The sequence below is a fragment of the Streptomyces sp. NPDC030798 genome, from assembly GCF_055572275.1.
On the sequence record NZ_JBVIDR010000003.1, the window covers coordinates 259,929 to 279,501 of the forward strand.

General features: G+C 73.0%; 16 protein-coding genes and 1 pseudogene. 10 read left to right on the top strand and 7 right to left on the bottom strand.

The genetic code is table 11. The features are described from left to right. Positions 1 to 136: 136 nt before the first annotated feature. The gene (locus ACZ404_RS09480; protein ID WP_468437647.1) at positions 137 to 604 is read left to right on the top strand and encodes a hypothetical protein; all 468 of its coding nucleotides are present in this window, start codon (positions 137 to 139) and stop codon (positions 602 to 604) included. A 12-nt stretch (positions 605 to 616) separates the two neighbouring features. Here ACZ404_RS09480 and ACZ404_RS09485 read toward each other — a convergent pair whose 3' ends face one another. Then, on the bottom strand, positions 617 to 826 hold the full coding sequence (locus ACZ404_RS09485; protein WP_468437649.1) for a hypothetical protein: 210 nt from the start codon (positions 824 to 826) through the stop codon (positions 617 to 619). A 225-nt stretch (positions 827 to 1,051) separates the two neighbouring features. Between ACZ404_RS09485 and ACZ404_RS09490 the strand changes: the two genes are divergently transcribed. Together ACZ404_RS09490 and ACZ404_RS09495 are read left to right on the top strand one after the other, a co-directional pair. Further along, on the top strand, positions 1,052 to 2,302 hold the full coding sequence (locus tag ACZ404_RS09490) for a serine hydrolase domain-containing protein (protein ID WP_468437651.1): 1,251 nt from the start codon (positions 1,052 to 1,054) through the stop codon (positions 2,300 to 2,302). Between the two features lie 122 nt (positions 2,303 to 2,424). Further along, a complete protein-coding gene (locus ACZ404_RS09495) occupies positions 2,425 to 3,657 on the top strand; it encodes a cytochrome P450 family protein (protein ID WP_468437653.1) in 1,233 nt (410 codons plus the stop codon). Positions 3,658 to 4,079: 422 nt separating this feature from the next. Here ACZ404_RS09495 and ACZ404_RS09500 read toward each other — a convergent pair whose 3' ends face one another. Further along, on the bottom strand, positions 4,080 to 5,621 hold the full coding sequence (locus tag ACZ404_RS09500; RefSeq protein ID WP_468437655.1) for a helix-turn-helix domain-containing protein: 1,542 nt from the start codon (positions 5,619 to 5,621) through the stop codon (positions 4,080 to 4,082). Positions 5,622 to 6,001: 380 nt separating this feature from the next. Between ACZ404_RS09500 and ACZ404_RS09505 the strand changes: the two genes are divergently transcribed. The 3 genes from ACZ404_RS09505 (at position 6,002) to ACZ404_RS09515 (ending at position 8,842) form a co-directional block, all read left to right on the top strand. Further along, on the top strand, positions 6,002 to 6,622 hold the full coding sequence (locus ACZ404_RS09505) for an L-threonylcarbamoyladenylate synthase (RefSeq protein ID WP_468437657.1): 621 nt from the start codon (positions 6,002 to 6,004) through the stop codon (positions 6,620 to 6,622). Positions 6,623 to 6,737: 115 nt separating this feature from the next. Continuing rightward, positions 6,738 to 7,493 (top strand): dienelactone hydrolase family protein, encoded by a 756-nt coding sequence (locus tag ACZ404_RS09510; RefSeq protein ID WP_468437659.1) that lies wholly within the window; start codon positions 6,738 to 6,740, stop codon positions 7,491 to 7,493. 149 nt (positions 7,494 to 7,642) lie between these two features. Continuing rightward, positions 7,643 to 8,842 (top strand): glycoside hydrolase family 64 protein, encoded by a 1,200-nt coding sequence (locus ACZ404_RS09515; protein WP_468437661.1) that lies wholly within the window; start codon positions 7,643 to 7,645, stop codon positions 8,840 to 8,842. 52 nt (positions 8,843 to 8,894) lie between these two features. Here ACZ404_RS09515 and ACZ404_RS09520 read toward each other — a convergent pair whose 3' ends face one another. Then, complete coding sequence (locus ACZ404_RS09520; RefSeq protein WP_468437663.1) at positions 8,895 to 11,321, bottom strand: M4 family metallopeptidase; 2,427 nt, start codon at positions 11,319 to 11,321, stop codon at positions 8,895 to 8,897. A gap of 277 nt (positions 11,322 to 11,598) precedes the next feature. Between ACZ404_RS09520 and ACZ404_RS09525 the strand changes: the two genes are divergently transcribed. Both ACZ404_RS09525 and ACZ404_RS09530 read left to right on the top strand, forming a co-directional pair. Next, on the top strand, positions 11,599 to 13,101 hold the full coding sequence (locus ACZ404_RS09525) for a metallophosphoesterase family protein (RefSeq protein ID WP_468437665.1): 1,503 nt from the start codon (positions 11,599 to 11,601) through the stop codon (positions 13,099 to 13,101). Positions 13,102 to 13,168: 67 nt separating this feature from the next. Beyond that, a complete protein-coding gene (locus ACZ404_RS09530; protein WP_468437667.1) occupies positions 13,169 to 14,197 on the top strand; it encodes an LLM class flavin-dependent oxidoreductase in 1,029 nt (342 codons plus the stop codon). A gap of 1 nt (position 14,198) precedes the next feature. Here ACZ404_RS09530 and ACZ404_RS09535 read toward each other — a convergent pair. After that, positions 14,199 to 14,378: pseudogene (locus ACZ404_RS09535) on the bottom strand (TauD/TfdA family dioxygenase); the annotation flags it as partial. A gap of 257 nt (positions 14,379 to 14,635) precedes the next feature. On the opposite strand from ACZ404_RS09535, the gene ACZ404_RS09540 reads away from it, so the two are divergent. After that, positions 14,636 to 15,247: a DNA polymerase ligase N-terminal domain-containing protein gene (locus tag ACZ404_RS09540; protein WP_468437669.1), complete on the top strand. Its 612-nt coding sequence runs from the start codon at positions 14,636 to 14,638 to the stop codon at positions 15,245 to 15,247. Between the two features lie 34 nt (positions 15,248 to 15,281). Here the strand turns inward: ACZ404_RS09540 and ACZ404_RS09545 are convergent, their stop codons facing one another. The 3 genes from ACZ404_RS09545 to ACZ404_RS09555 form a co-directional block, all read right to left on the bottom strand. Next, positions 15,282 to 17,618, bottom strand: coding sequence for an ATP-binding SpoIIE family protein phosphatase (locus ACZ404_RS09545; RefSeq protein ID WP_468437671.1), 2,337 nt, complete (start codon positions 17,616 to 17,618; stop codon positions 15,282 to 15,284). A 331-nt stretch (positions 17,619 to 17,949) separates the two neighbouring features. Continuing rightward, a complete protein-coding gene (locus ACZ404_RS09550; RefSeq protein ID WP_468437673.1) occupies positions 17,950 to 18,411 on the bottom strand; it encodes a peroxiredoxin in 462 nt (153 codons plus the stop codon). Then, positions 18,408 to 18,788, bottom strand: coding sequence for a DoxX family protein (locus tag ACZ404_RS09555; RefSeq protein WP_468437675.1), 381 nt, complete (start codon positions 18,786 to 18,788; stop codon positions 18,408 to 18,410). Before ACZ404_RS09555 ends, ACZ404_RS09550 begins: the two co-directional genes overlap by 4 nt. A 276-nt stretch (positions 18,789 to 19,064) precedes the next feature. Here ACZ404_RS09555 and ACZ404_RS09560 point away from each other — a divergent pair, with 276 nt between their 5' ends. Further along, positions 19,065 to 19,445: an SH3 domain-containing protein gene (locus tag ACZ404_RS09560; RefSeq protein ID WP_468437677.1), complete on the top strand. Its 381-nt coding sequence runs from the start codon at positions 19,065 to 19,067 to the stop codon at positions 19,443 to 19,445. Positions 19,446 to 19,573 lie beyond the last annotated feature (128 nt).

Consider the following 19,573-nt stretch of genomic DNA (forward strand, 5'->3'; position numbering starts at 1 on the left):
TGTGCTGACGCTCGAATCAAGCGTTCGGCCGGGTGGTCTGGAAACGCCAGGCCGCGCCACCCCTTCCGCCGGACAGAAATATCTATCAGCATGCCTGTGCGCCGATGGCGGACGAGCGAGAGCACCGGAGCAGTGCATGGCGAACACGATGTGGAGGCGGGGCGTGGAGTGGCTCGCCGCGGCGGCGGCCGATCCTCGCGCGTGCAAGTGGGAGTGGGACCACGGCGAGGGCATCGCACTGCTGGAGGCGGGCCGGTTCTGGGACGTCCTGACCGTGCCCGACCGGCTGGGCCTGCTCGCCCTGGACCTGCTGTGGCAGCCCCGGCTGCCCGTGCCGGGGCCGACCCTGGTGGACACCGCGTCGGGACGGGTGGGGTTCTTCCTGCCGCCGGATCCGGCCGGGGGCTGGGTCGGCGCCGGTCTGCGGTACGCGACCAGGGGATCCTGGGTGGCCGTACCGCCGCCGTACCGGCCCGCCCGGTTCCTGGAGTGGATCATTGCGCCGGACGGCACCGGCGTGCTGCACCGGCCCGGTGCCCTGGAGGAGGCGCTGCGGGAGGCGAACGGAGCGCTGGCGGTGCTGGCGCCGCTGTGCGGGCGCTGATCCCCGTCGCCGTCAGGGACGTTCGGATTCCGTCCGGGTGCGCGGCGGGAAGCCGGTGAGGGCGGCCCACAGGGCCTCCGGTTCCGCGGGCACGGTGCGCCCCTCGGCGCGCCACTCCGCGATGAGTTGGGCGTAGATAGGCTCACGGGCGCGGTCCGCCGGGGCCCTGCGGTTCGTCCGGTCCCTGCGGTCCGTCCGGTCCACACGGTCGATGACGTTCATGCCGGGGCAACGCCCGGGGCGGGCCGGCGCTACGCCCCGCGCCCGAGGCTCACCGGGTCGGGTGAGCCCGCCCCTCGAACGGGGCGTTCCGCCTGTCCGACAAGCATCCCACAGGGGCGTGCGACGGCCGACAGGCGCCCGGGGACGGGCGCTCCTATGCTGAGTGGACAGGGCTCCGACGTCTCGCCCACCGCACGTTCCCTCGCACGTGCTTGGAGTCAGCCCATGCCGCATTCGTCCACACGCCTGCGCCGGGGGGCCGCGATCGCCGTCGTGGTGGGGGCGCTGACGGCACCGCTCGCCGCCGCTCCCGCCGGGGCGGCGCCCGCCGCGGTGCGTGCCGCTGCCGCCGCCGGCTCGCCGAGCCCCTCCCCCTCCGGGACGGACGTCCGTACCCTCACTCCGGCCGTGGCCCGCCAACTGGACGCCGCCGTACGCAAGGTGATGCGGGAGGCGAACGTGCCCGGCGTGACCGTCGGCATCTGGACACCGGACCGGGGCAGTTACGTCAGCTCCCTCGGCGTCGCCGACAAGGGCACCGGCCGGACGATGACCCCGGACCTGCACATGCGGATCGGCAGCGAGACCAAGATGTTCACGGTGACCGCTCTGCTGCAACTGGTGGACCAGGGCAAGGTCGGGCTGGACGATCCGATCGGCAAGTACGTCGACGGCGTGCCCAACGGCGACAGGATCACGCTGCGGGAGCTGGCCGGCATGCGCAGCGGGCTGTTCAACTACTCCGAGGACGACGCCTTCTTCAAGGCACTGACCTCCGACCCGCAACGCACCTTCACTCCGCAGCAGTTGCTCGACTACGCCTTCAAGCACCCGGTGATGTTCCCGCCGGGAGAGAAGTTCTTCTACTCCAACACCAACCTCATCCTGCTCGGCCTGGTCGTCGAGAAGGAGAGCGGCCGGCGGCTCGCGGACTACATCGAGCAGCACGTCCTGGACCCGGCCGGCATGAAGGACACGTCGTTCCCCTCCGGCACGGAGTTCCCCAGCCCGCACGCGCAGGGGTACACGAACCAGACGGCCGACGGCAAGGTCGCCGAGACGGCCGGGTGGAGCTCGTCCTGGGCGTGGGCGGCCGGCGCGATGATCTCCACGCTGCGGGATCTGCGGGTGTGGGCGCCCACGGTGGCAACCGGCCAATTCCCCGACGGCAGGCGGATGGTCGGCCCTGCCACCCAGAAGCAGCGGCTCGTCACTCCACCCACATCGATCCCGGGCGCCGGATACGGGCTGGGCATCTTCAATGTGCAGGGCTGGATCGGACACAACGGCTCCATCCCGGGGTACGAGGCCCTGACGGTGTATCTCCCGCCCGCGAAGGCGACCCTGGTGGTGCTGCTCAACACCGACATCAACCACGCCGGCCAGGAGCCCAGCACCCTGTTCGGCGAGGCGATCACCAAGATCATCTCTCCGGGTCACGTCTTCAAGCTGCCCGCGGAACCCGCGGCCCGCTGAGGGCCCGTCCACCACGCCGTTTTCCGGCCGAGTCCGCCACGGCGGGGTGCGCACGGGCAACGACGACGGTGTGTACTGGCCGGTGCCGCCGCACGTGAGCCGACCCCGCCAGGAGAGCCGTCGTGACCGTCACCGACCGCGTCCCGCTCGACCCCTTCGGCACCGACATCGTGGCGGAGAGCGCCCGGCTGCGCGCCCTCGGCCCCGTCGTCCCCGTGGAGCTGCCCGGTGGCATCCCCGCCTGGGCGCCCACCCGCCACGACGTCCTGCGCGCACTGATCCTCGACTCCCGGGTGAGCAAGGACGCGCGCCGGCACTGGCGGCAGTGGCCGGAGTCCACGAAGCGGCCCGCCTGGAACTGGATCGTCACCTGGGTGGGTGTGGTCAACATGCTGTCCGCGTACGGCCCCGACCACACGCGGCTGCGCCGGCTGGTGGCCCCGGGCTTCACGCACCGGCGCACCGAGGCACTGCGGCCCCGGGTCGCCGCGATCACCACCGGTCTGCTGGACGCGCTGGCGGCCGAGGGGGCCGGGGGTCGCGTGGTCGATCTGCGGTCCGGGCTCGCGCATCCGCTGCCCCTGCGCATGATCTGCGAACTGCTCGGTGCCCCCGAGGAGTTGCGGGACGATGCCGCGCGGCTCATCGCCGACATCATGGACACCTCCGACCCGGGCCCGGAGCACGCGGCGTCGGTGCAGCAACGGATCGGCTCGGTGCTGGGCGCGCTGATCACGCACCGGCGGAGGCACCCGGGCGACGATCTGACCACGGAGCTGATCCGGGTCCGCGACGAGGACGGCGACCGGCTCTCCGACCAGGAGCTGCTGCACACCCTGCTGCTGGTGGTGGGCGCCGGATTCGAGACCACCGTCAATCTCATCGGCAACGCGGTCGTGGCCCTGCTGACGCATCCCGGGCAACTGGCGGCGGTGCGCTCGGGGCGGGCCGACTGGGCGGGGGTGGTCGAGGAGACGCTGCGGGTGCACCCGTCCATCGCCGCCGTGCCGCTGCGGTTCGCAGTGTCGGACCTGGAGGTGGCGGGGGTGACGATCCCGGCCGGGGACGCGATCATCACGACGTACGCGGCCGCCGGGCTGGACCCGGCGCACTACGGGCCGGACGCCGCACGGTTCGACGTGACGCGCGGCGCCGACGACCACATGGCGTTCGGGATCGGTGTGCACCGCTGCATCGGCGCCCCGCTGGCCCGCATGGAGGCGCTGACGGCGCTGCCCGCGCTCTTCGCCCGTTTCCCGGGGCTCCGCCTGGCCGTCGAACCCGGCGCGCTGCGGCACGTGCCGTCGTTCATCGCCCACGGCTGGCAGGAGGTGCCGGTCCGGCTGGACGGCTGAGCAGCGCGGGATACCGGCCCGTGCCCGCCGGGGCAGAAGCACGCGCGAGCCGTCGATTCGCGCTCCCCCGGGCAGAAGCACGCGCGGGACGCCGACCGTGCCACCGGGGCAGACGCACCTGAAGGATGTCGACCCGTGCCCGCCCGGGCAGAAGCACACCTCGGACGTCACCCGTGCCGCCCGGGCAGAAGCACGCGCGGGACGCCGATCATGCCCGTCGGAGCAGAAGCACCTGAGGGATGCCGGCCCCTGCCCGCCGGGGCGGAAGCACCTGAAGGGCGCCGGACCGTGTGCGTCGGGGCGCATGCACGTGCGGGGCGCCGACCGGTCCCCCGTTCCGGTCGTGCCCCGCGGGTGCCGAACTTAACCGGAGGGCACGGCGACGGGTACCGCGCCCATGCCCTTTCCGGAATGCCAAGGACTCACTTGTGCACAACCGCGTCCGGTTGACCCCGGTTCGCCCCGCCGAGAGCGGGTGCGGGAAGCGCGCCGGTGGCCAGATGGGCGAGCACGACCTCGAACAGGTCGCCGCCGCCGGCCAGCAGCTGGCGCTCCAGCACCGGCTCGGCGGCCCGGACGTGCTCGCGCACGGTCTGGGCGTGGACGCCCAGTTCCCGGGCGGCGCGCTCGGCGTTGGCGTCGGCGGCGATCCAGGCCCGCAGGGTGCGGCGCAGGTCGCGGCCGTCGCCGTCCAGGCGGCCGAGGAGGTCCCGGGCCCAGGTGCGCAGCGCGGGCGAGCCGAGCAGGTCGCCGAGCCGGACCGGGGCCGGCGGGTGCGGTGCCGTGGCATCGGGAGCGCCGTCGGGGTCGTACGGCCCCTGCGCCGCTTCGGTGTTGAGCGCGAGCTGGGCGACGGCACGGGTGGTGAGGCCGGAGAAGTCGGCGCCGACCAGCGCCTCGACGCGGTCCATCCGGGCGCGGACGGTGTTGCGGCTGACGCCGAGGACCTTGGCCGCGTTGACGGCGGTGAACTCCAGGCCGAGCCGGGTGGTGGCCAGCAGCTCGGCACGGATGTGGTGGGGCAGCGTGTCCAGGGGGCGCAGCACACCGGCGGACCAGGCGCCCAGCAGGGCGGGGTCCATGAGCCGCGCGGGGTGGGTGCGTTCGGCGAAGACGGCCGTCTGGTCCGGGCGGAAGCGGGCGACGGCCAGGGCGCTGACGGCCTGCCCGTAGGCGGTGGACGTCCGGGCGAGGCGCTGGCGCAGGCTGCCGCCGAGATAGGTGCCGGGCCGGCCGTCGACGAGGGTGCGCAGCCGCTGCTCGGCTCCCGGGCCGGGGCTGACGACGATGACGTGGCCGTCCATCGCGGGGCAGCGCACGACCAGCGCCCGGCCCTCGGTGGCGTCGGCGCAGGCATCGGCGAGCGCGTCCCGCTCGGCGGGGGACCCCTCGACGACGTACACCCGGGCGCTGTCCTCCTCCAGGAGCCCGGGCCACAGACCGGCGGCGACCCGGCGGGCGGAGACGGTGTCCTCCACCATCAGCAGCTGCAGGATCGCCAGGCGCAGGTCGGCGGTGGCCCGGCGCAGCCGGCGCCCCGCGTCGGACAGCTCCCTCTCCCGCAGCAGCAGTTCGAGGACGCCGGCGGTGCGGTGCACGATCTCGGCGGCACGCCGGTCGAAGGGCTCCGGGCGGGCCACGACCAGTACCGCGCCGGCCGCCGGGGCCTGTTCCGGGTGCCGTATGCCGACCATGCGCACATGCCGAGCGCCGTCCTGGAGTGCGGCGGCGGAGATACGGCCGGTGGCGACGTCGGCGAGCACGGTGTCGTCGAGCGGCAGCCGCTCGCCGGCGAGGAGGGCGCCGTGCGCGTCCTGGAGGCGGACCGCCGCGCCGACGGCGCGTCCGAGCCAGGTGACGACCCGGCCCGGGTCGCGGACGGCGGGGCGCAGATGGTCGAGCAGCTCTTCCGCCCAGGTGTCCTGCTGCTCGGGGCGGGGGCCTTCGTCGGCTCGGGCGGCCACGTCACGCCCCTCCTCGTCGTCGCGTCGGCCTCGGCGTTTCACCGGGGACGTTACCCGACGCGCCGCCCCGTCCCGCCGCCGGTGCCGTGGCACGGCTCCGCCGGCGGCCCGGGGGGGGTGGGCCGCCGGCGGAGACAATCGCATCCCGGAGCGGGGGGAAGGGCCCCGGGTGCTTCACAGGTCGGATGCCCCGTTCTCCGCGCCGTACACCTGGCCGTGTCCGGACACCTTCCGTCCGTTTCCGCCGGGCGTACGGCAGTGGCCGCGAGGGAGCACGGCGCGCCGGTGACCAGGGCGGACGCGGGCGGCGGGCCCGGCGTGTCGCGGCCGGAGGCCCGTGCCGGGCGTGCCGCGGCCGGGGGACGGCATAAGCTCGGCGGATGGCGAAGTACTTCGATGTGCACCCCGAGAACCCGCAGCCGCGCAGCATCGGCCAGATCGCCGACGCGGTGCGGTCGGGGGCGCTGATCGCATATCCGACCGACTCCTGTTACGCGCTGGGCTGCCAGATCGGCAGCAGGGACGGCATGGACCGGATCCGTTCCATCCGCCATCTGGACGACCGGCACCACTTCACTCTGATGTGCCGGGACTTCGCGCAGCTCGGCCAGTTCGTGCGCGTCGACAACGACGTGTTCCGGGCCGTGAAGGCGTCGACCCCGGGCAGCTACACCTTCATCCTCCCGGCCACCCGCGAGGTGCCGCGCAAGCTGCTGCACCCGAAGAAGAAGACGGTGGGCGTGCGCATCCCCGACCACGTGGCGACCCAGGCGCTGCTGGCGGAGCTGGGCGAGCCGCTGCTGTCCAGCACGCTGCTGCTGCCGGACGAGGAGGAGCCGATGACGCAGGGCTGGGAGATCAAGGACCGGCTCGACCACGTGGTGGACGCGGTGGTGGACTCCGGGGACTGCGGCACCGAGCCGACCACGGTGGTGGACTTCTCCGGCGGCGGGGCGGAGATCGTGCGGCGGGGCGCGGGAGACACCAGCCGCTTCGAGTGAGCGGGCGCGGCACCGGCGGCGGCGGGATGGATCTTGCGTGGCAGCATGGGCTCCACCCGCGGCGTCGCCGGACCTCCGCGCCGACGCCCGTTCCTCGAGGGAGGGCCTTCTCACCATGACCGACGTACAGGGAACCGCCGTCGACGTCCCCGCCGCGGACGGCGTCGCCGATGCCTACCTCGCCCATCCGGCCGACGGGCGGCCGCGGCCGGCCGTGCTGTTCTACCAGGACGCCTACGGACTGCGCCCGTGCCTGCGGGCGATGGCCGACCGGCTCGCCGGGGCGGGCTACACCGTGCTGGTGCCGAACGTGTTCTACCGGCTGGGCCGGACCCCGGTCGTCGACCTGCCGGAGTTCATCGACCCGGGCGCCGACCCGACCATCTGGGAGCGGCTCGGGCCGGTCGTCGCGTCGCTGACGCCGGATCTGATCGAACGGGACGCGGACGCGTATCTGCGGTGGCTGGCGGACAGCCCGCTGACGGCGGACGGCCCGGTCGCGATCACCGGGTACTGCATGGGCGCCCGGCTCGCCGTCCGGACGGCGGCCGCTCATCCCCACCGGGTCGCGGCCGCCGCCGGGTTCCACGGCGGGCGGCTCGCCACCGATGCCCCGGACAGCCCGCACCGGGCGGTCGGATCCATCACCGCCGAGCTGTACTTCGGCCACGCCGGTGAGGACCCGTCGCTGCCCGAGGAGCAGGTCCGGCGTTTCGAGGAGGCCCTGACGGACGCCGGGGTGCGGCACCGCTGCGAGGTCTACGACAAGGCGCACCACGGCTTCACCCAGGCGGACACCCCGGCCTACGACCGGGAGGCCGACGAGCGGCACTGGGCGGCGCTGCTCGATCTGCTCGACCGTACGTTCTGACGGGGTTTCGGGCGCCCTCCGTTCGAAGGGCGCCCGGCCGTCGTGTCCGAAACATTGACATGAACCCGTCCCGGCCGCACTCTGAGAGCGCTCTCAAGCCAGGTACGGACCAATGTCCGTACGACCCCGACCCCACACGGAGGTGGAGAGTGCTCCCCAGCACGACACGCCCGGCACTGCCTCTCGCGGCCGCCGCGGTCCTGGTCGGCGGCCTGCTCGCCCTCGCCGCACCGGACCGCGCCGGCGCCGCCGTCCCGGACACCGTCCCTCTGAAGATCACCAACAATTCCGGCCGTTCCGAGCCGGTGTACCTCTACGACCTCGGCACCCAGCTCTCCTCCGGCCGGCAGGGCTGGGCCGATGCCGGCGGCGTCTTCCACCCCTGGCCGGCGGGCGGCACTCCGCCGACTCCGGCGCCGGACGCGGCGATCGCCGGCCCCGCCGCCGGCCAGTCCAAGACGATCCGGATCCCCAAGTTCTCCGGCCGGATCTACTTCTCCTACGGCCAGAAGCTCGACTTCCGGCTCACCACCGGCGGACTGGTGCAGCCGGCCGTGCAGAACCCCTCCGACCCCAACCGGAACATCCTGTTCAACTGGTCGGAGTACACCCTCAACGACTCCGGGCTGTGGCTCAACAGCACCCAGGTGGACATGTTCTCCGCACCGTACGCGGTCGGGGTGCAGCGCTCGAACGGCAGCGTGAGCAGCACCGGGCACCTCAGGTCCGGTGGCTACAGCGCCTTCTTCGCCGCGCTGCGCGGACAGCCGGGCGGCTGGGCGAACCTGATCCAGACGCGCCCGGACGGCACGGTGCTGCGCGCGCTCTCCCCGCTGTACGGCGTGGAGACCGGGGCGCTTCCGGCCGGCGTGATGAACGACTACGTGAACCGGGTGTGGCAGAAGTACTCGACGTCCACGCTGACGGTGACGCCGTTCGCCGACCAGCCGGGCACCAAGTACTACGGCCGGGTCTCGGGGAACGTCATGAACTTCACGAACTCCTCCGGCGCGGTCGTCACCAGCTTCCAGAAACCGGACGCGGACAGCATCTTCGGCTGCCACAAGCTGCTCGACGCGCCCAACGACGCCGTGCGCGGCCCCATCTCCCGGACACTGTGCGCCGGGTTCAACCGCTCGACGCTGCTGACCGACCGCAACCAGCCGGACACCTCACCGGCCGGGTTCTACCAGGACCCGGTGACCAACCACTACGCCCGCAAGGTGCACGCCCAGATGGCCGACGGCAAGGCGTACGCGTTCGCCTTCGACGACGTGGGCAACCAGGAGTCGCTCGTCCACGACGGCAGCCCCCAGCAGGCGTATCTGACGCTGGATCCGCTGAGCTGACATGCCGCGGTCCCGCACCCCTGCCCGGGGTGCGGGACCGTGACGTGGTGGGTCAGCCGGTCGTCAGGGCGGTGTCGTCCACGACGAAGCTGGTCTGCAGCGAGGAGTCCTCGACGCCGTTGAACTTCAGCGTCACGGTCTGACCCGCCAGCGAGGACAGGTCGAAGGACTTCTGGCTGTAGCCGGAGGCCGCGTTGAGGTTCGAGTACGTGGCCAGCGTCTTCGACCCGGCGGTCACCGTCAGCTTGTCGTACTGGGTGCTGGAGGTGGTCTCCGACGTGTCGATGTGCAGGTAGAAGGTGAGCGTCGCCTTGCAGCCCGCGGGGATCGCCACCGACTGGGACAGGCTGTCGGTGTGCGAGGAGCCGTAGCCGTCCAGCCAGGCCTTGTACGAGCCGCTGTGCGCGGCCTCACCGCTGTCGGTGGTGATGACGCCGCTGGTCGCCGTCCAGCCGCTGCTGCCGGACTCGAAGCCGGCGTTCTTCAGCAGCTGGGTGGAGGTGCAGCCGCCGCCACCGCCGGTGCTGACCGTCCAGGTGAAGGTCGCGGTGCCGGTCTTGCCGGCGGAGTCGGTCACCGTGACGGTGGTGCTGGAGGTGCCCGCGGTGGTGGGCGTGCCGGAGATCAGGCCGGTCGAGCTGTTGATCGACAGGCCGGCCGGGAGACCGGAGGCGCTGTAGCTGAGCGCGCCGCTGTTGGTGCTGCTCGCCTGGATCTGCAGGCTCACCGCCGTGCCGACGGTCGAGGACTGGCTGCCCGGGTTGGTGACCGTCACACCGCTGCTGGGCGGGGTGATGTGGCCGCCGACGTTGATGCCCGCGAAGGCGTTGCCCACCGCGGCGTACTCGGCGGAGTTGGCGCCGTACAGCGAGGAGGCCGCGTTGAGGGCGGCGGTGCGGGCACCGGCGTAGTTGGTGCTCGACGTCATGTACGTCGTCAGTGCCTTGTACCAGATCTGCAGCGCCTTGGCGCGGCCGATGCCGGTGACGGCGACGCCGTCGGAGGTCGGGCTGTTGTAGGTCACACCGTTGATGACCTTGGTGCCGCTGCCCTCGGAGAGCAGGTAGAACATGTGGTTCGCGGGGCCCGAGGAGTAGTGCACGTCGAGGTTGCCGACCCCGGAGTACCAGCTGTCGGCGGAACCGCCGTCCTTGCTGGGCTTGTCCATGTAGCGCAGCGGCGAGCCGTCGCCGTTGATGTCGATCTTCTCGCCGATGAGGTAGTCGCCGACGTCGGAGGAGTTGTTCGCGTAGAACTCGACTCCGGTGCCGAAGATGTCGGAGGTGGCCTCGTTCAGGCCGCCCGACTCGCCCGAGTACTCCAGGCCCGCGGTGTTGGAGGTGACACCGTGGCTCATCTCGTGGCCCGCCACGTCCAGCGAGGTCAGGGCGTGGGTGTTGCCCGAGCCGTCGCCGTAGGTCATGCAGAAGCAGCTGTCGTCCCAGAAGGCGTTCACGTAGCCGCTGCTGTAGTGGACGCGGCTGTAGGCGGCGACGCCGTCGTCGCGGATGCCGCTGCGGCCGAAGGTGTTCTTGTAGAAGTCCCAGGTCTCCTGCGCACCGTAGGCGGCGTCGGCGCCCGCGGTCTGCGTGTTGGAGCCGGTGCCGTCGCCCCAGACGTCGTCGGAGTCGGTCATCAGGGTGCCGGTCCCCGAGGTGCCCCGGTTCAGGTTGTACGTCTTGTGGCCGCCGCGCGTGGTGTCGTACAGCTGGTAGGTCGAGCCCGACAGCGTGGTGGTGAGGCTGACCGTGCCGCTGTACTGGGTGTTGCCGGTGCCGGTCTTGACGGCCTGGTAGCGGTACAGCTCCTTGCCGGTGGTGGCGTCGGTGATGACGTGCAGCCGGCTGGGGGTGCCGTCGTCCTGGAAGCCGCCGATGACGGTCTCCCAGGCGAGCTTCGGGGTGCCGTTGCCGGCCCAGATCACCTTGCGGACGCTGTCGGCCCTGGACTCCGTGCCGTCCAGGGCCTTCGCGGTCTTCAGGGCCTTGGTCTCGGCGGCCGCCTTGGTGAAGGTCGCGATGGTGGAGGCGACCTTGACGCGGTGCTTGTTGTTGAACGTCGTGCTCACGGTGCCCTTGGCCAGGGAGGCGGGCGGGGTGTGCACGACGAGGTCACCGCCGAGGACCGGCAGACCCGCGTAGGTGCGCTCGTACCGCGTGTGCAGGGTGCCGTCGTTGTCCTTGACGACGTCCTTGACGACCAGCTCCTCCTTGGCGCCGAGGCCGAGGGTGCGGGCGGTCGTGGCGGTCTTCTGCCGGGCGCTCTTGATCAGCGCCTTGTGCTGGGCCGGGGTGAGCCTGGCCTCGAGACCGCCGGTGCGCACCGGGGCGGGGTGGGGACCCGCCGGCTTGGCGGCCGCCGGGACCGACTGGACGCCGACGGCGAGCAGGGCCGCGGTCGAGACCAGTGCGGCTCCGACCGCGGCCCGCTTGTGGGGAAGGCGACTGCTGGAAAGGCGTCTGTGGGGAAGGCGTCTCACTCGTACTCCTCCTGCTGCGGCCGCCGGGTCGCGGCCGGTGACAGACCGGGCAGCCGGGTGTGCTGTCCGGACGAGCTGAGCTGTGCGGGAACCGTGTCCGGTCCGTGAACAGTCGGGGATGCACTGCGTGCGGGTGGAGAATGACAGGATTGAACAGTCCATGTCACTCACAAGCGGTTCAATCGAGGGTTTTCCCTATGACCCGCTATGCCCCGGCTGCCGTGTCCCACCGCCCCGAAGTCCGGTTCCGGGCCGACGCGTTGTTACCGTGCACCGCGTGTCTGAATCCTCACGCGATACCGCACACGGTGCCGGCTGGGGCGCGGCCGAGCCCGGCGCCTTCCGGCAGCTGATGCCCGATCATGTCGAGAAGCTGTCGTGGCTGAACCCGAGGATCCTGTGGGCGGCCCGCAACGGGGTGCTCGCGTCCTGGTTCGGCGACCCGACGGGCCGTACCCGCAGCCGCTGGGCGGCACGCCAGACCGCGGCGGGGGCGCCCGCCGACAAGGTGATCCGGCCGGACGTACCGGAACGCTTCTCCTTCATGGTCATCGGCGACACCGGCGAGGGCGACGCCTCCCAGTACGCCGTGATACCCGGCTTCCTGAAGGTGAGCCGGGGAACCCGCTTCGCGGTGATCGCCAGCGACGTGATCTACCCCGTCGGCAGTGCGGACGACTACGGCACCAAGTTCTTCCGGCCGTACAAGGACTACCCGGCGCCGATCTACGCGATTCCCGGCAACCACGACTGGTACGAGGATCTCGGCGCCTTCATGCGCGTCTTCTGCGCCGACGCCCCGCCGCTCGACGCCGAGCCGGCGGCCCGCCCGTTCAGCCGCGCATGGTGGCGCACCCGGCTGTGGCACAAGCCGCGACCGGCGGACGAGCAACGCCTCGCCGAGGCGCGGACGTTGCGCTCGGCGCCCGGGCAGCAGGCCGTGCAGCCGGGGCCGTACTGGGCGATCGACGCCGGGCCGCTGCGGATCGTCGGCATCGACACCGGGCTGCTGGGCACGCTCGACGCCGAACAGGGCGCGTGGCTGCGCGAGGTCTCCCGCGGGCCCCGGCCCAAGATCCTGATCACCGGCTCCCCGCTGTACGTGGACGGCGAGCACCACCCGTGCCCGATCGAGGGCGGCGGCACGGTGGACGACGTCGTCCGCGACCCGGCCCATCACTACGTGGCCGCGATCGGCGGCGACATCCACAACTACCAGCGCTATCCGGTCGACGTGGGCGGGCGCACCCTCCAGTACGTGGTCTCGGGCGGCGGCGGCGCGTTCATGCACGCCACGCACACCATCCCCCGGGTGTCGGTCGGGGGCGTCACCGAGCGGGACTTCCGCTGCTACCCGCTGCGCGGCGACTCGCTGGCCTTCTACAGCCGGCTGTACGGCCGCCGGCTGCGCCTGCGCCGCTTCTTCACCCTCACCGAGGCCGAGGCGACGGCCGTCATCGCCGAGCGGCTCGGCATCGAAACGGGCCGTGCGCCCGGACCGGACGCCCGGGTCACCCGGCGCACCCGGCTGGTCGCGAGCCTGCTGGGCGCGGGCGGCCGGCCCGACCGCACCTCCCGGGTCCGGCTGCCGGTCCGCAAGATCTACACCCAGCTGTTCTCGCCCGGATCGGCCACCTACAGCCCGCCGTTCTTCAAGTCGTTCCTGCGGCTGGACGTCACTGAGGAGGCGGTGCGGCTGCGCTGCTTCGCCGCGACCGGCAATCGGGCGCAGGAACTCGATCCGCCCGTCGAGGACGAGGTCACCATCCCGCTGAACTGATCACACGGTTGTCACACGGGCCTGCGAGAATCGGAGCGGAACTGGCGTACGACCGCTGGAGGAGTCCGTGCCGTCCACCCCCCGACCGCTGCGCAGACTCGGCTTCCTGACGATCGGTCTGTTCGACGCGGCCGACCCGGCCCGGGGCCACGAGTCCACGCTGGAGATCATCGAGCTGGGCGAGCGGCTGGGCTTCGACAGCGCCTGGGTCCGCCACCGGCACCTGCAGTACGGCATCTCGTCGCCGGTCGCGGTCCTGGCGGCGGCCTCGCAGCGCACCCGGCGCATCGAGCTGGGTACGGCGGTGATCCCGCTGGGCTGGGAGAACCCGCTGCGCCTCGCCGAGGACCTGGCGACCGTCGACCTTCTTTCGAGCGGCCGCCTGAACCCGGGCGTCAGCGTCGGCCCGCCGATGCACTTCGAGCAGGTCAGGGAGGCGCTGTACCCGGACACCGCCGACGCGGAGGACTTCGGCTACGAGCGGGTGCGGCGCCTGCTGGACTTCGTGCGCGGCAAGCCGGCCACCGGCTTCAGCGGGGTCGAGGGCTTCGAGACGTTCGCGGACGTCGTCCAGCCCCACTCCCCGGGGCTCGGCGGGCGGATGTGGTACGGCGGCGGCAGCCTCGGCTCGGCACGCTGGGCGGGTGAGCACGGCATGAACTTCCTGACCAGCAGCGTCGTCAAGGCCGAGGATCCGGACGGTCCGCCGGACTTCGCGGAGATCCAGCTCTCCCACGTCCGGGCCTTCCGCGCCCACCACCCCGACGGCGAGGCGGCCCGGGTCTCGCAGGGCCTGGTGGTGATCCCGACGGACTCCGCGAGCCCGGAACAGCGCGCCAGGTACGAGGCGTACGCGGCCCAGCGGCTGCCCCGCACGGCCTCCCCGCAGGGCCCGGCGCGGCTGCTGTTCGCCCCGGACCTGGTCGGCACCTCCGAGGAGCTGGCCGAGCGGCTGCACGCGCACGCCGCGTTCCGTGAGATCGACGAGGTCGCGTTCGCACTGCCGTTCACTTTCGCACACGAGGACTACGTCCAGATCCTCACGGACATGGCGACGCGGCTCGGGCCCGCGCTCGGGTGGCGGCCGGCCGCCTGACTCACCAGCGGCCCGCCTCGGTCCCCGTCACCGGCTCGGAGGCCCGGCCGTCCACGCCCACCGGCACGTCCCCGGCGAGCATCACGCGGTGCATGATCCGCGGGGCGTGCAGGTGGGCGTTGTCGCCGGGGGCCAGGTGGATGGTGGCCCGGTTGTCCCGCAAGGCGACGCTGCCGGGCTCGTCTCCGGGATCGCCGACGAGACGTGCGGCGCCGGCTTCCGGGGCTGCCCGTTCATCAACGCCGCCGCGGAATACCCCGACCCGGACCACCCCGTCCGCCGGGCCGTCGACGAGCACCGGGCCTGGTTCCGCGAGGCCCTCACCTCCCTGGCGGCCGCCTGCGGGCACCCCGTGCCGGGGGAGCCGGGCGCGAGCTGAACGGCCCGGCGCGGGGTACCCGGGAACGCGGTGGGACGGACGTACGGAAGGAGCCGTTCGTGGCGACGGAGGAACGGCTGCGGACCTACCGCGGCAAGCGCGACTTCGCACGGACCCGCGAGCCGTCGGGGCAGGAGGCGGGCGGGGCGGGTGAGCGCCCCAGGTTCGTGGTGCAGATCCACGACGCGCGCCGGATGCACTTCGACTTCCGGCTCCAGGTGGACGACGTCCTGAAGTCGTGGTCGGTGCCCAAAGGCCCGTCGGCGGATCCCGGGGACAAGCGGCTCGCGGTGCCCACCGAGGATCATCCGCTGGAGTACGAGGAGTTCGAAGGGGTCATTCCCCAGGGCGAGTACGGCGGCGGCACCGTGATCGTCTGGGACCGGGGGACGTACGAGCCGCTCAGTCACGACCGCCGGGGCCGTCCGGTCGACTTCGCCGAGTCCCTGGAGCGCGGGCACGCCACGTTCCGGCTGCACGGCACCAAGCTGCACGGCGCGTACGCGCTCACCCGCTTCCGCGGCGGCCGGGACGGGGAGGAGGCCTGGCTCCTGGTCCGCAAGGGTCCCGCCCGGCCCGCGGGCCACGGCACCCCGGATCCGCGCCGGGCCCGCTCGGTCCGCACCGGCCGCACCCTCGCCCAGGTCGCCGCCGACGACGCCGGAGGGTGACGGGGGGCCGGCCGGGACAGGGGTGGGCGGTCGGTCAGAAGGGGGGCAGGGGCTGTTCCGCCCAGATGGTCTTGCCGCTGCCCGTCTGGCGGCTCCCCCAGCGCTGGGTGAGCTGGGCGACCAGGAGCAGGCCGCGTCCGCCCTCGTCGTAGGCGTGCGCCCGGCGCAGATGCGGTGAGGTGGAACTGGCGTCGGAGACCTCGCAGATGAGGGCCCGGTCGCGGATGAGGCGCAGCTGGATGGGCGGGGCGCCGTAGCGGATGGCGTTGGTGACGAGTTCGCTGACGACCAGCTCGGTGACGAACGCGGTCTCCTCCAGTCCCCAGGCCTCCAGGCGCTCGGTGGCCGCCTGCCGGAAGGCGGCCACCTGGGCCGGATCGGGCGGGACGTCCCAGGTGGCGACGCGGTCGGTGCCGAGGGCGCGGGTGCGGACCATGAGCAGGGCGACGTCGTCGGTGGGCTGTTCGGGCAGCACGGCCTTGAGGACGTTGTCGCTGAGCGCCTCCAGGGAGTCCGCCGGGGCGCCGAGGGCGCGGCGCAGCTCCTCCGTGGCGCGGTCGACGTCCCGGTCGCGGTCCTCGACCAGCCCGTCGGTGTACAGGGCGAGGACGGAGCCCTCGGGCAGCTGCAGTTCCGTCGCCTCGAAGGGCAGCCCGCCGACGCCCAGGGGCGGTCCGGCGGCCATGGTGACGAACTCGGGCTCCTGGCCGGGCAGTACGAGGACGGGGGCCGGGTGGCCGGCGGCGGCCATGGACAGGCAGCGGGAGACGGGGTCGTAGACGGCGTAGAGGCAGGTGGCGCCCAGTTCGGCGACCTCCTCGCCGCTGTCGTCGGAGGCCAGGTGGGTGACCAGGTCGTCGAGGTGGGTGAGCAGTTCGTCCGGGTGCAGGTCGACGTCGGCGAGAGTGCGGACGGCCGTACGCAGCCGGCCCATGGTGGCCGAGGACCGGATGCCGTGGCCGACGACGTCGCCGACGACCAGGGCGACCCGGCTGCCGGAGAGCGGGATGACGTCGAACCAGTCGCCGCCGATGCCGGCCAGCGAGCCGCACGGCAGATAGCGGTGGGCGACCTCGACGGCGGCCTGCCCGGGCAGGCCGCGCGGCAGCAGGCTGTGCTGGAGGGCGAGGGCGGTGGAGCGTTCGCGGGCGAAGCGGCGGGCGTTGTCGACGCAGACGGCGGCGCGGCTGGCGAGTTCCTCGGCGAAGACGGCGTCGTCGTCACCGTAGTCGTCGGGGTGGGCCATGCGGACGCAGACGGCGACGCCCAGCGGGGTGCCGCGGGCGCGCAGGGGCACGGCCAGCATGGAGTGGACGCCCCGGCGGAAGGGGCGACCCTCGGGCGAGCGCGCGTTGCGCTCGGCGAGCCACTCGACGAACGCCGGCTCGCCGGCCTGGGCGAGTACGGCACGGCCCTCGCACAGGGCACGGGCGGGCGGCGAGGAGGGCTGGTAGATGTCGGTCTCGCCCAGTCTCAGGGCGGCGTCGGGGATGCCCTCGCGGCTGGAGCCGTGGGCGACACGGCGCAGCAGGACTCCCCCGTCCGGGATCATCGGGGGCTCGTCGGCGCCGAGGACCCAGTCGAGCAGGTCGACGCTGGCGAAGTCGGCGAACTGCGGGACCAGGATCTCGATGAGTTCCTCGGCGGTGCGTACGACGTCCAGGGTGGTGCCGATGCCGGTGGCGGCCTCGTTCAGCAGGGCGAGGCGGCGTCGGGCCCAGTACTGGTCGCTGCTGTCGAAGGCGGCCAGGGCGACCCCGGCGGGCTCGCCGGAGTCGTCGTGCAGGGGCCACATCTCGATGCTCCAGGCGTGCTCCCGGTTCAGGGCGGGAGCGCCGGTGAAGCTCTCGTAGCGGACGGGCCGGCCGGTCTCGGCGACCTGGCGCAGATGCTGCAGGAAGCCCCGGCTGTGCTCGGCGTCCGCGACGGTGTCGGGGTAGAAGCGGCCGAGCAGCGCGTCCTCGGGCACGCCCATCACCCGGCACACGGCGTCGTTGACACGCAGGTAGCGCTGGTTTAGGTCGAAGATCGACATGGACATGGACGCCTGCTGGAAGGCGCGGGCGGCCAGCGCGGCGGCGGGCGGGCAGGGCGGGTCGGCGGTGACCACGTAGCCGGCCGGCACGCCGCCGGAGCCGAGGACCGGGCAGACGGTGACGGTCAGCTCGACCCGGTGTCCGTCGCGGTGGCGCAGAGTGAGGGGGCCGCCGCGGGCGGCGGCACCGGCGGACACGTCCTCGGCGAGCAGCGCGCGGGCGGGCCGGCCGACGACCTCGTCCGCCGTCCGGCCGGTGAGCAGCCGCGCGCCGTCGCTCCATCCGGTCACCCGGCCCTGGGCATCGATGATCGCCGCGGCCGCGACATGCTCCATAAGCCCCAGGATGATCCGATTGTTCCCGGCCATCAAGCGCGGAGGCGGCCGGGACTCACGTCGGGGACCCGTCCGGCGGATCATGCCGGTGCCGCGGGGTCGGGCACGCACAGCTGCGCCGGCACCGAGCCGTTGCTCGAGGCCGGCCCCAGCCCTAGGTCCTGTCGTCAAACTCCCGTCGTCCGCCCGGAGGGCGGGCCCTGCGGCGTCAGGTGCGTGCTCTCGGCGTGCCGGGTCCTGGCCCTCGTACTGGATGTACTCGGGTCGGGGCCCGGTGCGGCGAGAGTGCGTGCATGGCGTTGTGGGGCAGGCGGGAGTTCGACGACAGGGCCTAGTGCGTGCGGAGGACGGACAGGGCCCGGTCGGCGTGGGTGTTCATCCGCAGTTCGCTACGGACGATCTCCAGGACGGTGCGGTCCTGGGCGATGACGAAGGTGACCCGTTTGGTGGGCGCGAGGGTGAAGCCCCGCTTGACGCCGAAGCGCTCGCGGACGGTGCCGTCGGCGTCGGAGAGCAGGGGCATGCCGAGGGTGTGCCGGCCGGCGAACTCCTGCTGCTTGTCGACGCTGTCGCCGCTGATCCCGACCGGGCGGGTGCCGACGGCGGCGAACTCCGCGGCGAGATCGCGGAAGTGGCAGGCCTCGGCGGTGCAGCCGGGGGTGAGGGCGGCGGGGTAGAAGAAGAGCACGACCGGCCCGTCGGCCAGCAGCTCGGTCAGGCGCCGGAGCGTCCCGGTCTCGTCCGGCAGAGCGAAGTCCTCGGCCTTGTCCCCGACCTCGATGCGCCGGGTCACGACCGGCCCTCCCCGCCCCGGGCGACGCCGCGGGCCCACAGCACGAGCGGTACCTGCAGGGGCAGCCGGACCAGGGCGGCGGTCCGCTGGGGCGCGGGCCGGTGGCGCCAGTCGACGGCCATCTTCAGGTTGGCCGGGAACACTCCGACGAAGAACGCGGCGGCCGCCTTCGCGGCGAGGGGCCGCGTCCGGCGGGCAGCCACACCGGCTGCCAGCGCCAGCTCCGCGACCCCGCTGCCGTACGTCCACGCCCTGGGCGAGCCGGGCAGCGCCCGGGGAACAACGGCGTCGAACTGCCGTGGCACGGCGAAGTGGGCCGCACCGGCCGCGGCCAGCAGACCGGCGAGCAGCAGGGGTGAACGTTCGGACCGTGACACGGTTCCTCCTCCGGTGGTCTGCCGCCGGATATTACTTGACGGTAGGCACCGGGGGGCCCGGTTCGGGTGGAGCAGCCGGTCACCGACCCGGGGGACGGCGGTGGAACGGCCTCCGGCGGAGGGCCAGGTCGGCCGAAGTGCGGGGACGGGACCCGTCCCCGGGAACGTCCCCGGCGTCCCACGGGACGCAGGGACGGCATCGCGGCGGTCCGCCGCGGCAACGCTGGCTGTCGTGATCACGGTTCGTGGTCACGAGAACGACAGCCGGAGGTTTCCATGATCCGACGGACTCTCAAGAGCGGTCTGCTGGCCACCGTGGCGGTGCTCGCGATCCTGCCGACGGCGGCCGCGGCCGCGCCGGCGAGCGCCGCGCCGTACCCGGTGCCCGCCCAGCACCGCATCCACCACACGCACCATCACGCGCTGCCCGCCGCCGGCGAGGTCGTCACGCACGGCGCCCGGTTGAACGTGCGCTCCGGTCCGGGCACCGGCTACCGGGTGATCGGCCACCGGCGCCAGCACCGGCTGCTGGCGCTGTCGTGCCGGACGTACGGCTCCGGGGTGTTCGGCAACCACCTCTGGTACCGGCTGCGCCACCACCGGGGATACGTCTCGGCCCGCTACGTGCGTCTCATCCGGGCCCTGCCGTGGTGCTGACGGCTGCGCGCCGCGGTACCCGCTGACCGCCGGACCTGACCCGCTGACCGCCGAAGGCCTGTTCGCCGACCCCCGAACAGGCCTTCGGCACGCGGGCGTTTCACCGTCCTCCTACCTCATCCGGTGTT

Coding starts and splice junctions, on each gene's coding strand:
- ACZ404_RS09545 (WP_468437671.1), bottom strand. CDS start 17,618: ATGGAGCATGTCGCGGCCGCGGCGATCATCGATGCCCAGGGCCGGGTG.
- ACZ404_RS09485 (WP_468437649.1), bottom strand. CDS start 826: ATGAACGTCATCGACCGTGTGGACCGGACGGACCGCAGGGACCGGACG.
- ACZ404_RS09510 (WP_468437659.1), top strand. CDS start 6,738: ATGACCGACGTACAGGGAACCGCCGTCGACGTCCCCGCCGCGGACGGC.
- ACZ404_RS09480 (WP_468437647.1), top strand. CDS start 137: ATGGCGAACACGATGTGGAGGCGGGGCGTGGAGTGGCTCGCCGCGGCG.
- ACZ404_RS09505 (WP_468437657.1), top strand. CDS start 6,002: ATGGCGAAGTACTTCGATGTGCACCCCGAGAACCCGCAGCCGCGCAGC.
- ACZ404_RS09490 (WP_468437651.1), top strand. CDS start 1,052: ATGCCGCATTCGTCCACACGCCTGCGCCGGGGGGCCGCGATCGCCGTC.
- ACZ404_RS09560 (WP_468437677.1), top strand. CDS start 19,065: ATGATCCGACGGACTCTCAAGAGCGGTCTGCTGGCCACCGTGGCGGTG.